Here is a 14,182-nt window from a genome sequence, read left to right as displayed (position 1 = left end):
TTAAAAATTCTAAATACATTATATTAAAAGAAAATTAAACTAGCAAGTAAAATCCAAATACTTGCATATAAATGAGCATTCATTCATTTTTCAATGAGAGACTCTATCCCTTGTTTTTATACGCTTATTTGCAACAAAATAAAAAACAGTCATACGGATACTATGACTGTTTTTACGAGTTAAAAGAATAATGCTAAGAAATCTTCTTTTGTTATATTACCAAAGTAGCGTTTGACATCTACATCTTCTAACGCCTTAGCAAAAGCTTCTTTATCAAACTGCACTCCTATTAAACGCTCTTCAATATCATGAACATCTAGTGCGCCGAAGAAATCACCGTATACTTTACACTCTGTTACTGTTCCTTTTGTCACCTCTAAGCGAACATCAACTTGTCCAACTGGGAAACGGTGTGAATGTTGTAAGTTGAACTTAGGAGACTTTCCGTAGTTCCAATCCCAATTACGGTAGCGCTCTTCAGAAATTTTATAGATTTCTTTCCAATCTTCTTCTGTTAATTCATATGTTGGAATTTCTGTTTCCCCTTCAAAAATCGTCGCTAGAAGAAGTTGCTTAAACTCTTCTGTTGTCATCTTTTCATTTAAAAATTCCGTAATGTTCGCTACGCGGCTACGGATTGACTTAATTCCTTTTGATTGAATCTTGTCCATTTTTACTTTTAGTGCAGATACAACATGTTCAATTTCAGAATCAAATAGTAATGTACCGTGACTAAACATACGGCCTTTCGTTGAGAACTGCGCATTACCTGAGATTTTTCTACCTTCCGCTAAAATATCATTACGGCCACTAAGCTCTGCATTTACGCCTAATTTTCCAAGCGCTTTCGTAACAGGCTCTGTGAACTTTTTAAAGTTATGAAAACTATCCCCATCATCCTTCGTAATAAAACTGAAGTTTAAGTTTCCCAAATCATGATATACAGCGCCACCACCTGATAAGCGACGTACAACATGAATCCCTTTTTCTTTTACATAATCCGCATTAATTTCTTCTACTGTGTTTTGGTTTTTTCCAATAATAATGGAAGGTTCATTAATGTAGAACAAAAGGTACGTTTCATTAATATCTAAATTTTTCACGCAATATTCTTCAATCGCTAAGTTAATCGTAGGATCTGTAATCCCTTTATTATCAATAAATAACATCTAATCACCTCATGAGTTCCAAACGTAACCGCTATGCGCAAGCACAATAGGGCCACTGAAAATTTGTTTTGCTTCTTCTACTAAATCAGATGGGTTTCCTGTATGCGGCAAGTGCGTTAATAGGAGTTCCTTAACATTTGCATGTTTTGCAATATCCGCTACTTCTGTACTATTCATATGTCCTGCCTTAGCAGCTTCTTGATGTGCATACATATTACATTCACAAATAAATAAATCCGCATCTTTTGTAAATGGAATAAATTCAGGAATGTAACTGGAATCAGCACTATATACAACAACTTTATCCCCTACTGTAATCCGCATCGCATAGCAGATAACGGGATGAACTGTTTTTAAAAAGGAAATAGAAAATGGTCCAATCTGCACCGTTTCTTCCGGATTGTACACAATCCCTTTCGTATACGGTTCATGTGTTAAGGAAGAAAATCCTTGCACATCAAATCCATGTCCATAAATCGGTAATTGTGGTAATTGCCCTTTTACCATGCTTGAAATTAATCTCGCATATTGCAACACTCCAATATCCGCAACATGATCGTGATGATAATGCGACAACAGAACTGCATCTATATCAGATGGTGTTATATATTTTTGAAGCTGTGCTAGTACACCACTGCCACAGTCAACAAGTAAACGAAAACCATCGTGTTCAAACAAATACCCCGACGTTGCTTCTCCCACTTCTGGAAAGCCACCCCAAAAGCCAACAACAGTCATTTTCATATGTATCCATCCTTTCTAAACCGCTAGAAATGCAGTATTCTTCCATCTATTGAGAAAGATTTTTACTTACACTCTACAGTTTTAACTATAATCCATTTCCTAAACTTTTTCATTATTTTTCACTTTGTTATAAAACAGTTGTTGACATTTATTTTTTGTACTAATACAATGATACTAAGAAATGGAAATGGAGGGATTTACATGATCGATCAACCGATGGAATTTTTCAGAAATTTGCCAACAAAAACGTGTGCACATTGCGGAAAAGAAATTGATGAGCAACACGAAGCATATCATAATAAATGTGACGACTGCGTTCACGAAGAATAGTAGTTTCTAAACATAAGAAAAACCTAGCAGACATCGTCTACTAGGCTAGTAACATTGTATCCTTCGTCGTTGAACCTTTCACCAAGAGCTCTAGTTCAAACTCATACAATTCTTTTTTACGATAATTTTTCGTATGGATTTTATCCATCATTAAATCGACAACTTTATGGGCCATTTCATCAATTGGCTGTTCAATTGTCGTAATACCAGGCTCTGAAATCTGTGATAAAATTTGATTATCAAAGCCAACTACAGCTAAATCATCAGGAATGCTCCAGCCATGGCGTTTCGCTTCTGCGATAATTCCAGCTGCGACTTCATCGCCTCCTGCCAAAATAGCGGTAGGATTTTTTTTGTCCTTTAATACTTCATGGAACATTCTTTTTCCATCTTCCCAAGAGAAAGCGTTTTCAAGAAAATCGATCGCTTCTACTTCTTTGCTCTTCTCAGTGATTGCACGTAAAAAGCCCATTTTTCGCTGTTGGCTCACTACTTTCGTTTCATTTCCACGACAAAAAATAAGGTTTCGATAACCTTGTTCTAATACATGCTTCGCAGCGATATAAGCCCCTTGTGCATGATCAAATTTAACCGTTGGAATATTTGCTTCTTCAATGTATTCATTACATAACACGATTGGACCGTGTTGTAAGTATGGCTCCACATTCTCCCATGGATTCTCAAGTGAGCATAAGATAATCCCATCAACTTGTTTTGTTGATAACAGTTGTAAGTATTCCATCTCTTTTTCCGGTAAGTATCTTGTTTGGCAAATAATCAGTTTATATTTATGTTCAGAAGCAGCAATTTCAATCGCTTCAATAAATCTACTGAAAAACGGATTTGTAATCCTTGGAACAAGCACCGCAATTGTTTCTGTTTTCTGTTTACGGAGCCTTCTTGCTGCAGAATTAGGAACGAATCCTAAATGCTTCATCGCCAATTGAACCCTCTTTTTCTTCTCATCTGATACATACGGATGGTTGTTAATCACCCGAGAAACCGTTGTTCTTGATAACCCCGCTAATTTCGCCACGTCCTCGATCGTTGACACGAAATTCTCCCCCTTTGTATGAAAACGTTTTCTTAACTAGATTATATAGTATATTATTGGAAACTGCAATATAAGTTCGCAGGATTTTACTATATTAATATTATTCATAGTAAAAAGTCTGTATTTGCAGGAGAAATAATTGTAGCTTTCGAACATTCCATTATAAAGATTATCATCAAATAAATAAGGAATGATACATAATGAATCGAACTGATCGTTTACTCGCTATTCTCATAGAGTTACAGCGAAAACAAATTGTCACGGCCAAAAGTTTAGCTGAAAAATTCGAGACATGTACGAGAACGATATACCGTGATATGCAAGCCTTGAGTGCATCTGGCGTTCCCATCTTTTCAATGCCCGGACAAGGCTATTCTTTAATGGATGGGTATTTCTTGCCGCCTATTCAATTTAAACCAGAAGAAGCAGTAACGCTTTTATTAGGGAGCAATTATGTTGAGAATAATTTTGATTCTGCTTTTTCTACACATGCAAAGTCTGCTAAAGAAAAATTAGAATCCATTCTCCCTTCCGAACAACAAAAGAAGGTTAAGGAGTTAATTGGAACTTTCCGCTTCCTCTCCGGGACTTTCTCTCATCAAAAATTTGCTCAAGAACTACTCGAAAAACAGCTGATTCTCTTACAAGAAGCCATTCAAAAACAACAATGTGTTTCCTTTTCTTATCGCAAGCCTAATCAAAATGACAAAACGGCTCGCACCGTCAATCCTTATGGCTTAGTGAATATCTCAGGGATTTGGTACCTTGTCGCTCATTGCCTTCTTCGACAACAAATACGGCATTTTCGTTTAGACCGTATGAGTGATTTACAAGAAGAACATAAATTCTTTCAAAAACCAGAAAAATTCTATTTACCAGACTATGAGCCAAAAGATGATCGAACCGTTATCATTCATCTATTATTTCACCCTACTATCTCTCATAAAGTTATAGAGTCTCGTTATTTTTATATCGATACATACGAACATAAAAAGGATGGTTTTCATGTTTTCTTAAAAACAAGAGGTATAGATGAAGTATTTCCATGGGTGCTGAGCTGGGGAAGCCAAGTAAAAGTATTAGAACCTACTATTCTTTCTGAGAAAGTTCGAGAAGAGGCAAAAAAATTGCTGCAAATTTAATTTTTTCACTACTGACATAATGGTGTCAACATCAGTCATTTATAATAGTCCTTAAGAATTAGATCTTATATAAGAAAAGGAGTTAACACGATGAACCCAAATACCATTTTAGAGAAATTCGAAAGTATAGCCACGTACTACATCAACGAATTAGAAAAATACTCCCTTGAACAATTTAGAAAAAAGCCTTCTGAAGAAGAATGGTCACTCGGACAAATGTATAATCATTTACTCGCAGCTTCAAATATGCAATTAGATGCCATCGCAACATGTACAGCTGAATCTGCCACTTTAGATGGCAAAAAAACCGAAATGGGTGAGCAAGTATATAAGATGGGTGCTTTTCCTCCAATACAAATAAAAGTACCTAATCACCCAGGGTATATACCGGCCAATCCAACAGATAAAGAAACGATTCAAAAAACACTGTTACAACTTATTGAAAAGATAAAAGAGCTTGAACCAAAACTCTCGTCGATTCCAAACAATCAAAAGGTAGAGCACCCGGGACTTGGGTATTTAAATGCTGTAGAATGGTTTCAATTGATTTATATGCATTTTGCACACCATCTTCGTCAGAAAGAAAGGCTGGAACAAAGTATTATTCTAAAGTAAATCTCCCTATAAAATTTGAAAAAGCCTAGAGGATCACTCCCCTAGGCTTCTATCGATTTCTCCTCTACTAAATTACGAAACTGCCGCTTATGCATCCAAGTCAACGAACCAATCGTTCCAAGTGACAACAGAACAATAAAGATCATTAATATACCTACGTTTTGCCACATAAATCCGAAGTCTCCGCTTGACACAACTGCTTTAAATCCAGATACAGAGTACGTCATTGGTAACCATGCATTAAATACTTGTAGTGGTTTTGGAATTAACTCAAGCGGGAATGTACCTGCACTTGTTGTTAATTGTAGAATTAATGTTAAAATCGCGATAAAACGTCCAGCATCGCTGAAAGTAGTTACTAAGAACTGAATTAAAGCGATAAACGATAGACTTGTAAGAATACTAAACAATACGAAATATGCCACACTTTGTACTTCAATACCTAATCCTAATAATAATACAGCATCTGCAACAAGCGCTTGAATTACGCCAACTGCAAGTAGTACACCGAACTTACTAATAAACCAGCTAAGCCCTGACTTTGGTATACCAACTGTCTCGCGTAATGGGAATACAATCGATAATAGAAGTGCCCCAACAAATAAGCCAAGAGATAAGAAGTATGGTGTAAATCCTGTTCCGTAGTTTGGAACTTCTGCCATCTTCTCAGTTTGTACTTTCACTGGATCTGCAAACATTTCGTATGTTTTATCAGTTCCTTTTACTTCCCCTGTTTTCTCAGCACCCGCGCCAAGTTTTTCGGCGAGTTCACCAGTTCCGTCATTTACTTTTACTAAGCCGTCTGTTACTTTTCCGGAGCCGTCTGCTAGTTTGTTTACTCCGTCGATTAATTGGCCTGAGCCATCTAACATTTTATTTAGACCACCATTTAGCGTGTCTAAACCGTTTGTCACTTTATTTGAGCCTTCTGCCAACTTACCAATTCCACCAATCATTTCATTTGATTTTGTTGATAATTGAACTAGACCGTTTGTCACTTTATTTGAACCATCTGCTAGCTTACCAATTCCACCAATCATTTCATCTGATTTTGTTGCTAACTGAACTAAACCATTTGTCACTTTATTTGAACCGTCTGCTAGCTTATTTACACCTTGAATTAATTTTTCGGATCCTTTAGATAAGCTATCTGCACCAGATGTTGCTGTATCTAATTTCTCACCAAATGTATGGAAATTAGTTACGAATTTCATTTGACCTTGTTCTAATGGATTAATACCATTCGCTAAATTCGTCAATTGATTTGTATCTGGTAGCTTCACTTGTAATCCACTTACTTTTTCCTTTAACTCGCTCGTTCCCCCCGCAATGATGGCTGATTGCTTTTGAACTGCAGCCATGTTATTCGTAGCACTCTTCATAAGAGGCTGTAACTTATCTTGAGATTCTTTTGGTAAACTGTTAATCGCATTTTGTAAAGCAACTAAATCATCCATCGTTTCCTTCGATGCTTTAACATTCTCTTGTGATACTTGACTTAGCCCTTCCACTTTTTGTGAAGCTGCACCCAATTCTGCAAGTTTTGGCTCTAAATCTTTCAAACTTGATATAGAGGCTTGCACCTTACTATTTAAAGTATGAATGCCATCTTGAATATCTTTTGCACCTGTCTCTAGTTCACTTTGTGCATTGGCAAGCCCAGTCATTCCCGTAGCCAAATCTGTTGTACCTTTTTGCAATGTAGCTGATTGATTTGCGAGTAAATGTAAACCATCTGTCACCTGATTTGATCCATCTACTAACTGACCAACTCCATTTTTCAATTCACCTGTTTTACTGTTTAACAGGTTCAAACCACCTGATACTTGACCTGATCCATCTACTAACTGACCAACTCCATTTTTCAATTCACCTGTTTTACTGTTTAATAAGTTTAAACCACTTGATACTTGACCTGATCCATCTAGCAATTTACCAGATCCACCTACTAACTGATCAACTCCATTCTTCATCTCTCCAGACTTCCCTTGCAATGTATGCAAGCCGTCTGTTACCTTGCCAGATCCATCTTGCAGCTCCCCAGCACCATCATGTAACTTATTCGCTCCATCCGATCCATCAGCAAATCCTTGTGAAACATCTTTTAGGGAATCAAACATTTTCTCTGCATACGTTTTGGTTAACGTATTAGATACTTCTCCTTTAATTTTTTCAATCGCAGTCCCGCCGATTTGTGAAGATAAGAAGTTTAAGCTTTCATTTGGTATATATTCTAAGTTTAATCGTCTTGGATTTTCTTTCAGCAGCGTTGTTGCATTGTCTGAGAAATTCTCTGGAATACGAACTAACATATAATATTTTCGATTTTCCATTCCCTCTTTTGCCGTTTTTTCACTCACAAACTCCCATTTAAAACTTTTATTATCCTTTAACTCGTCGACTAATCCTTTACCAACTTCAATTGATTTGCCATCAAATACTGCACCTTTATCAAGATTAACTACTGCAACTGGCAAATCATCTAATTGATCATACGGGTCCCAAAACGCCCATAAAAACATACCAGCGTATAAAAGTGGTACAAATAAAACAGCTATAATAGGTATTAAAATTTTTTTGCTTTTAATAATTTCCGTAAATTCCTTACCAAGTAACGTAAATCCTCTCATTGTTTCCCCTCCCTTTATTTATGACCGTAATGTTCAATTAGTCATTTCAAACCAAATAAAAAAGGCCATATTCTGCTATAGGTATTATCTAACCCCAACTTTTATCATCTTCTCTCTATACTATGCACTTTTTTATTTTAAATGACTATTTAAACCATTTGGTCAATGTAAACAGATTAAAAATTAACATTTAATACTTATGACTATTTCGTTCAATTAGTCATTTTCAACTATAATAAAAGGATTATCTTAATTTGACAATCCTTTTAATAAATAAAGTTCAAACAGTTTTGCGATTCGTTCTTTATCTAGTGGTTCATGATTTTTTTCCCAATCAAAAATAAGTGATACGTATAAGCGAAGCATAATAAACGCCGTAATTTCCGGGTCACATTCACTAATTTCGCCCTTTTCAATTGCAATTTCTAAGTAAGATTGAATAACTGATACAATTTCAGTCTCTACTTGTTGCATGCCTTCTTGTACTTCTTTCGTGCCCATATCTCGTTCTTCTTGAATGAGTTTAATCATCAATTGATGTTCTTTTCTGAACTCTAAAATACCATATAATGCTTTATGTACATTTTCAAAAAATGAAACGTCTGGACGAATTGCTTCTTTGGCTACCTGTCTCATTTCTGTAATTAAATTAGAAATAATTTCGCCAAACAATTCTTCTTTATTTTTGAAAAACGTATAAATCGTTCCCTTCCCAACATTCGCTAACTTTGCGACTTGGTCCATTGTTGTTGCCTTGTAGCCAAACGCTGAAAAAGACTTTGTTGCAGCTTCAATAATCGAATGCTTTCGATCTATTGCCACATCTTCACCTCCGAAATGACCATATGGATAATATAGTCAATTAGTACACACTTGATATTATCACAGTCTTCTCTCCTATACAAGGTCTCTTTTTAATTATTCCCCGCATCATTTTTTTTCTAATCAAATTTTTAACATATATCGAGCAATTGACGCGTCAAAAGGTACGGCTTGTCCAAAGCAAATTTACCTCATAAGTAAAGTGAAACTTTACTTATGAGGTAATTCCCCTACTGATTATTAGCCTTCATCCATCTGATTTTTACAGCCAATTCATGCGGGATACCGTTCGTTTTCATACTAATCACATCCTATTTTAAATGATTAGTATGAGAATCAACAAGTTTAAAAGATGCTCAGCCCTCATAAGTCAGAAGAATCAAGTAAATGTAGAATAACAAATTAATTTACATCGTAAGAGTGATTAACTTCCTTATTATTCCTTAAACTCATTATCGGAATCATGACTAAAATACCTATAATAAAAAAGATGGCAGAGAATTGATAAATGGTGAATAAAGAAAACTGCTCTTTTAATAGACCAGAAATACTCATACTAATTACCATAGTCCCTGTAAATAATGGTGTCAGAATTCCATTTACGCGGCCCACAAAATTTTCTTCGGTGTTGTTTAAAATGATTGTATTTATCCCAATAAGCAACCCGGGTGTGAATAAACCTATTATGAATTGAGTAATTAGGGTGACCCAGAACACTGTAGATGATCCTAACATAAAAATTCCTACAGTCATGATCGCCATTCCCACCATTATAATCTTTTGTGGCACGATTTTGCTTGAAAAAATCATGACAATAACTCCACCTATAATCATAGCTGCTCCATCAACAGCAAAAAGCCACTGTAGATATTCTTTATCTAAATGAAGCCGCTCAGTTATTAAAAAGATGGATAACGGTCTTATTAACCCTAAACCTAAGCCCGCAACCATAAAAACAAATCCTAAAGTTCTTAATATTTGATGAACCCAAACATATTTGAAGCCAACTTTCATGTCCATCCAAACTGAGGATTCCTGGTCAGTTATGGAAATATTTTGATCTTTTGGTATGAACATCAATGTCATGGCAGACAATAAAAACATCATTCCCACTAATGCCATTGAAACATGGATACCAAACTGTTCAAATATAAATGTACCTAAAATCGGGCCGAATATCATGAAAGAAGATATTATAGTTTGAAATAATGACATTCCTTTCTGCATTTGTTCTTCACTCAAGTGCTTCTTAAACAACTTCATCGATAAAGGCTGTGAAAACTGAGATAGAGTCGCTGATATGAAAGTAACAAAGAACACAACCTTCCAAGTAGTATAAATAAGGGTAATTAATATTAAAAACACTGATAATGCACTTAGAAGATCACACCATATCATCGTTCGCTTTGGTTTCCAACGATCTGCAAAGGCACCACCAATAAATGAGAATATAAATATCGGAAGGAATTCTGCAACCGATATAAGTGACACGGCAAATGCATCTCCATCAGTCACTGACACGACAAATAATAAAATAGCAAAATTCCTAATCCAAATACCTATTTGCATAAAACAACTAGCAATTAGAATGACCAGAATGAAACGATTTCTTAAAAGTGAAGTTGCAGATGAATTTGTTTTTTTTAATGGCATAAGGCACCTCTTAATTTTATTTACAAATTATTTGTTAACAACGGGTTAAGGTATAATTTCCTCATATCGAGCACGATCATCCGAATGTTTCTTTTTAATATTCAGAAATTAATTGATGCATACCACCGGAAATTCACACACCTGAAATCCGCACGTTTTTTCGTAAAAACATATCCACTCCGCTTCTTCTCCTTTTTCTAAGAGGGAAAGAGGCACTTCTAAATTTAAAACTTTATAAGGAATTTTAAATCTCGACAAACCAGGTGGCATTAAATTTCCTTTTAATGCATTATTTATAATCGTCTCTAAACTTATGCCACTATATTGAACCCATGATTCATTTTGAGGCATTGTACTTTGGCGATAAAATCGATTAACTCCATAAGAATGGTATATATCTTGAATAGAGGCAAAGATATCGTTAATGTTTTGATTCTTCCCCCTCATAATCCCCTCAGAATCTTTACATTTATACTCGGCAATCGTTACACCAACGTTTAAATGAATAGTATCAGATAATTGAGGTTTCCAGTTAGGATCCCCAATTACATGATACCAATAATCTAAAACGATTGAATCCTGGCTTACAATTTGAATAGGTGCCCTTTTATAACCTAATCCTTTTAGTGACGCTAATCTATGATGTCCATCCAGAACGATGAATTTATCATCATACTTGACACAAGGAATAGTATGTTTTACGAAGCCACTATCTTTTATCCCCTCGGAAACTGTTTTGATTTTTTTTAAATCTACTTCTTCGTGTGGTATCAATTTATCAATATCAACTACAGCTAATTCGATCTTGTGATTATTACATAGAAATGAGTGTACATATACAGATTCTCTCATTAAATTAACCATTATATTATTCCTCCTGTAATCAACATACTAATTTTTGACGTTACTTCAGAATGAAATAACTTACTTAATTAACTCTTTCCAACAGATTTTTTTTGATATAAATGTATGTTTGAGACCATCTGCATTTTTAACTGCCACTGATGCTACATAGTCCTTCATTGGCGAATAAGTAAAATAGTTAAAGTCTTCTGCAGTATTTTCATCTAATTGATACGGTACACTAAACGATAATGGTGACAGTGAAAATCCTAACCCTTTCGCTTTAACTAACGCCTCTTTTCTTGTCCACAAATGGAAAAACCTAATTAACTTCGTTTCATATGATGACCCTGCATTTATATACTTTATTTCATCTGGTACGAACACTTGAGGCATAACCTCTAAAAAATCGTATGTAATGTTTTCTACATCTACTCCTATTTGATCCATATAACCAATTACGCATATAACTAGTCCTTCAGTATGTGATAAGTTAAAATGTAACGATTCTTTTTCATTGTGCACACATTGTTTCTTTAAAAATAGTTTTCCATATTTATTTTTCATGATTTCAACTTCACTTATAGGTATATCTAATTCTTTGCTGATTAATTGTTTAATTAGTAAACGACCTATAATAAATTCTATTTTTTTGTGGTCAACTTTATAATTTTTATATACTTTAAGTTCTTCATCACTTAATATTGATAAACTTTCTTCAAATTCTTCCAAAGACAAATTACTAGGTAAGTGAACTTCATAAATTAAAATCTCTCTTCTCATTTTCATTTACACTTCTACCTTTTTAATTATTTTAAGTTCATTTGATTATAACAACCTCTTTTAACATGATTCATATACCGTTGTAATCTATTTCCAAGACCAACCTTCTAATGTATGTTCGAAATTAAACCCTCTTTCTTTATCCCAATTAATGTTATTCAGGTGAACAAATGTCATATAGCCAGGCCACGCTTGCATAATATTATCTTGTGTTATCTTAGGAGTAGTTATCATATGATCAAAATTCATCCCTAAAATTCTAACATTTTTATTAACTGCTCCACTTTCGTATTTAGCTTCTAAATGAATATCTTTAGTATTCCATATACGTAATAAAATCTTATCTTCCAACAAACTTTTGGATAACTTCTCCTTGTCAATTAAAGTCTCATTTATAGTAATTGAGTCTAGTGCATCTCCATCTTCTATTAATAAAAACAGAGCATTATAATCATTGTTAGAAATAGTTAACTGCAATTTTGTTTGGCTAAGAGTTTTTCCATCCACTTTCAAATTTGATGGCGAGAAGCTCTCTTTTATTGGTGAGAGTTTATACGTCTCCTCTACTCCAAAAAACATTGACTCTTTCACATTTCTACTGTTATTAAAGATCTTTTTTTGCCAATCATCTAATTCTGTCTGGTCAGTCATCCAATAGTTCCCACCATTAATATCTCTATATAGATACAATGAGCTAGGTCGAGGCTCTGCTGAACTAAACTCGGTAGTCAAAAGAACTTTAATCGACAAAATGATTAAGATGACTAAAGCTGATAGAGCTGAAATTGAAATGGTACTCTTATTAGATCGGTTATTAACCAAAAGATAAGTCACAAAAAGCACGGGCATAATAAATATAAATACTGGAGCAATTTTAGGAACTGCAATATAGATAACTCGGAATGTATACACAGTAAATAAAATTGGAATTAACGATATAGCTAAAAATATTAGACAACGTTTTATAGAACTAATTCCGGGAAGCAAATCTGAGATGAAGAATGGAACGGCGAAAAGAAAAATCGGCAGCACCAGTGTTGGAAATATGAAATGGCTCACTACTGAACTGATAAATAAAACGATTAAAACACCCACGGAAAATACAGGAGTTTTTTTATTTACTTTGAGAACATACAAAGCAATTAACACAATTAGTAAAGCAAACACACCCAAGCTTATTGAAAATAAATCATTATTCAATGGAAGCAATCTCCAGGAATCAAATAAATACTGATTAAACCATTTAAAAACCTGTATGTACAATAAACCACTTCCAACTGTCAATCCAATCACAATAATTGGCATTAAAACATCTAACACTTTAATACTTTTATTTTTGTAGATAACAATTCCTAGAAATAGTAGTATTGATGCGATACATATTAAATTTATCCATTTCCCATAAAAAATCACAAAACCAGGGAGCAATGTCCATGAAAGCTGATCGACATCTTCATTTAAAGTCATTTCTCTATCTTTGAGTAGATTTATAAAGAGTTTTAAGTTTGAATACTGCATAAATGCTGTACTATGATCGATATTCTCAAATTCATCATTTATATTATGATAATTTCCAAACCCTTCAATGAACGCTAAATTAAATCCTATCTGAATGTCATTTTTGAAAACTGTAAAATCTGAATTAAAAGGTAAGAGTTTATAAGCTTCACTAAAAAAGGATGAAGTAACCGCAAAGTCTGATTGATGAGCGTACTCTTTTACAATCCCTATTGATTGATTTGTGGTTTCAAAAAGAAAAGGTATTCCACTACTCCCTCTACCTTCCAGGTTGATAACGCTTTGAATATTATATTCAGCAAAATGATTTTCATAAAACGCTTTTGCTCCTAGAAGACCAATTTCTTCTCCGTCAGTAAATAAAAATAAAATATTATTATTAGGAGTTTTTTCTTTTGACTGTTCAATAGCAGTTTGTAGCATATTCGCAACTGCTATTCCATTATCTCCGGCTCCGTTTGAAGATGGGACAGAATCATAATGTCCGACAATTAAAATTGAATTATCTGTTTTCCCCTTAATCGTTGCAAGAATATTAGAAGGTGTTCCAGTGTCCAGTGGCGGACCGAACTCCGAATGCTCAACGAAGGAATTTAATTCTGCGACCTTTATACCTTCGTCTTTTAACGTTTTCTTAATAAATTTTCTTGTTTCTTCGTTTCCCTTAGTTCCTATTGGGCGGACAAATTGTGTCATCTTATCAAGATATTGAAGAGCAGCTTTTTTCTCATATTCAGGATTTACAGGGGCTTTTCCAATATCTTTGGTCAAATGAAATACAGATCCCCAAATTAATAAAAGAATTAAGATAAACAAAATACTCATTATACTTTTGTTTTTAAGGCTTTCCATAATAATTATCCTCTTAATTTTTAGTCT

General features: G+C 34.3%; 12 protein-coding genes. 3 read left to right on the top strand and 9 right to left on the bottom strand.

Annotated elements, in window-relative coordinates; all coding sequences use genetic code 11:
• Nucleotides 1–179 precede the first annotated feature (179 nt).
• Together lplA and QRY57_RS07200 are read right to left on the bottom strand one after the other, a co-directional pair.
• Complete coding sequence (gene lplA, locus QRY57_RS07205; protein ID WP_026590533.1) at nucleotides 180–1,169, bottom strand: lipoate--protein ligase; 990 nt, start codon at nucleotides 1,167–1,169, stop codon at nucleotides 180–182.
• 9 nt (nucleotides 1,170–1,178) lie between these two features.
• Nucleotides 1,179–1,913 (bottom strand): MBL fold metallo-hydrolase, encoded by a 735-nt coding sequence (locus tag QRY57_RS07200; RefSeq protein WP_098301918.1) that lies wholly within the window; start codon nucleotides 1,911–1,913, stop codon nucleotides 1,179–1,181.
• Nucleotides 1,914–2,114: 201 nt separating this feature from the next.
• On the opposite strand from QRY57_RS07200, the gene yhfH reads away from it, so the two are divergent.
• A complete protein-coding gene (gene yhfH, locus QRY57_RS07195) occupies nucleotides 2,115–2,243 on the top strand; it encodes a protein YhfH (RefSeq protein WP_000567010.1) in 129 nt (42 codons plus the stop codon).
• A 40-nt stretch (nucleotides 2,244–2,283) separates the two neighbouring features.
• Here the strand turns inward: yhfH and QRY57_RS07190 are convergent, their stop codons facing one another.
• Entirely contained in the window at nucleotides 2,284–3,297 is a 1,014-nt protein-coding gene (locus tag QRY57_RS07190) for a LacI family DNA-binding transcriptional regulator (protein ID WP_026590535.1), read from the bottom strand.
• A gap of 200 nt (nucleotides 3,298–3,497) precedes the next feature.
• On the opposite strand from QRY57_RS07190, the gene QRY57_RS07185 reads away from it, so the two are divergent.
• Both QRY57_RS07185 and QRY57_RS07180 read left to right on the top strand, forming a co-directional pair.
• On the top strand, nucleotides 3,498–4,439 hold the full coding sequence (locus QRY57_RS07185) for a helix-turn-helix transcriptional regulator (protein WP_286017073.1): 942 nt from the start codon (nucleotides 3,498–3,500) through the stop codon (nucleotides 4,437–4,439).
• 90 nt (nucleotides 4,440–4,529) lie between these two features.
• Nucleotides 4,530–5,054, top strand: coding sequence for a DinB family protein (locus tag QRY57_RS07180; protein WP_286017072.1), 525 nt, complete (start codon nucleotides 4,530–4,532; stop codon nucleotides 5,052–5,054).
• Nucleotides 5,055–5,095: 41 nt separating this feature from the next.
• Here the strand turns inward: QRY57_RS07180 and QRY57_RS07175 are convergent, their stop codons facing one another.
• The 6 genes from QRY57_RS07175 to QRY57_RS07150 form a co-directional block, all read right to left on the bottom strand.
• Nucleotides 5,096–7,684, bottom strand: coding sequence for a YhgE/Pip domain-containing protein (locus tag QRY57_RS07175; RefSeq protein ID WP_286017071.1), 2,589 nt, complete (start codon nucleotides 7,682–7,684; stop codon nucleotides 5,096–5,098).
• 249 nt (nucleotides 7,685–7,933) lie between these two features.
• On the bottom strand, nucleotides 7,934–8,506 hold the full coding sequence (locus QRY57_RS07170; RefSeq protein WP_286017070.1) for a TetR/AcrR family transcriptional regulator: 573 nt from the start codon (nucleotides 8,504–8,506) through the stop codon (nucleotides 7,934–7,936).
• A gap of 402 nt (nucleotides 8,507–8,908) precedes the next feature.
• The gene (locus QRY57_RS07165) at nucleotides 8,909–10,159 is read right to left on the bottom strand and encodes an MFS transporter (protein WP_286017069.1); all 1,251 of its coding nucleotides are present in this window, start codon (nucleotides 10,157–10,159) and stop codon (nucleotides 8,909–8,911) included.
• Nucleotides 10,160–10,267: 108 nt separating this feature from the next.
• A complete protein-coding gene (locus QRY57_RS07160; RefSeq protein ID WP_208017765.1) occupies nucleotides 10,268–11,023 on the bottom strand; it encodes a ParB N-terminal domain-containing protein in 756 nt (251 codons plus the stop codon).
• 60 nt (nucleotides 11,024–11,083) lie between these two features.
• Nucleotides 11,084–11,791: a 4'-phosphopantetheinyl transferase family protein gene (locus QRY57_RS07155; RefSeq protein ID WP_286017068.1), complete on the bottom strand. Its 708-nt coding sequence runs from the start codon at nucleotides 11,789–11,791 to the stop codon at nucleotides 11,084–11,086.
• Between the two features lie 81 nt (nucleotides 11,792–11,872).
• Complete coding sequence (locus tag QRY57_RS07150; protein WP_286017067.1) at nucleotides 11,873–14,155, bottom strand: M28 family peptidase; 2,283 nt, start codon at nucleotides 14,153–14,155, stop codon at nucleotides 11,873–11,875.
• Nucleotides 14,156–14,182: the final 27 nt, after the last annotated feature.

Origin of the sequence: Bacillus arachidis, from assembly GCF_030285945.1 — a bacterium.
Lineage (GTDB): Bacteria > Bacillota > Bacilli > Bacillales > Bacillaceae_G > Bacillus_A > Bacillus_A arachidis.
The sequence above is the reverse complement of the archived record's forward strand: the minus strand, read 5'-3'. Positions and strand labels throughout refer to the sequence as shown.

Excerpts from the sequence above, each read along its gene's own strand:
- lplA (WP_026590533.1), bottom strand. The coding sequence starts at position 1,169 with ATGTTATTTATTGATAATAAAGGGATTACAGATCCTACGATTAACTTA.
- QRY57_RS07200 (WP_098301918.1), bottom strand. The coding sequence starts at position 1,913 with ATGAAAATGACTGTTGTTGGCTTTTGGGGTGGCTTTCCAGAAGTGGGA.
- yhfH (WP_000567010.1), top strand. The coding sequence starts at position 2,115 with ATGATCGATCAACCGATGGAATTTTTCAGAAATTTGCCAACAAAAACG.
- QRY57_RS07185 (WP_286017073.1), top strand. The coding sequence starts at position 3,498 with ATGAATCGAACTGATCGTTTACTCGCTATTCTCATAGAGTTACAGCGA.
- QRY57_RS07180 (WP_286017072.1), top strand. The coding sequence starts at position 4,530 with ATGAACCCAAATACCATTTTAGAGAAATTCGAAAGTATAGCCACGTAC.
- QRY57_RS07175 (WP_286017071.1), bottom strand. The coding sequence starts at position 7,684 with ATGAGAGGATTTACGTTACTTGGTAAGGAATTTACGGAAATTATTAAA.
- QRY57_RS07165 (WP_286017069.1), bottom strand. The coding sequence starts at position 10,159 with ATGCCATTAAAAAAAACAAATTCATCTGCAACTTCACTTTTAAGAAAT.
- QRY57_RS07160 (WP_208017765.1), bottom strand. The coding sequence starts at position 11,023 with ATGGTTAATTTAATGAGAGAATCTGTATATGTACACTCATTTCTATGT.
- QRY57_RS07155 (WP_286017068.1), bottom strand. The coding sequence starts at position 11,791 with ATGAAAATGAGAAGAGAGATTTTAATTTATGAAGTTCACTTACCTAGT.
- QRY57_RS07150 (WP_286017067.1), bottom strand. The coding sequence starts at position 14,155 with ATGGAAAGCCTTAAAAACAAAAGTATAATGAGTATTTTGTTTATCTTA.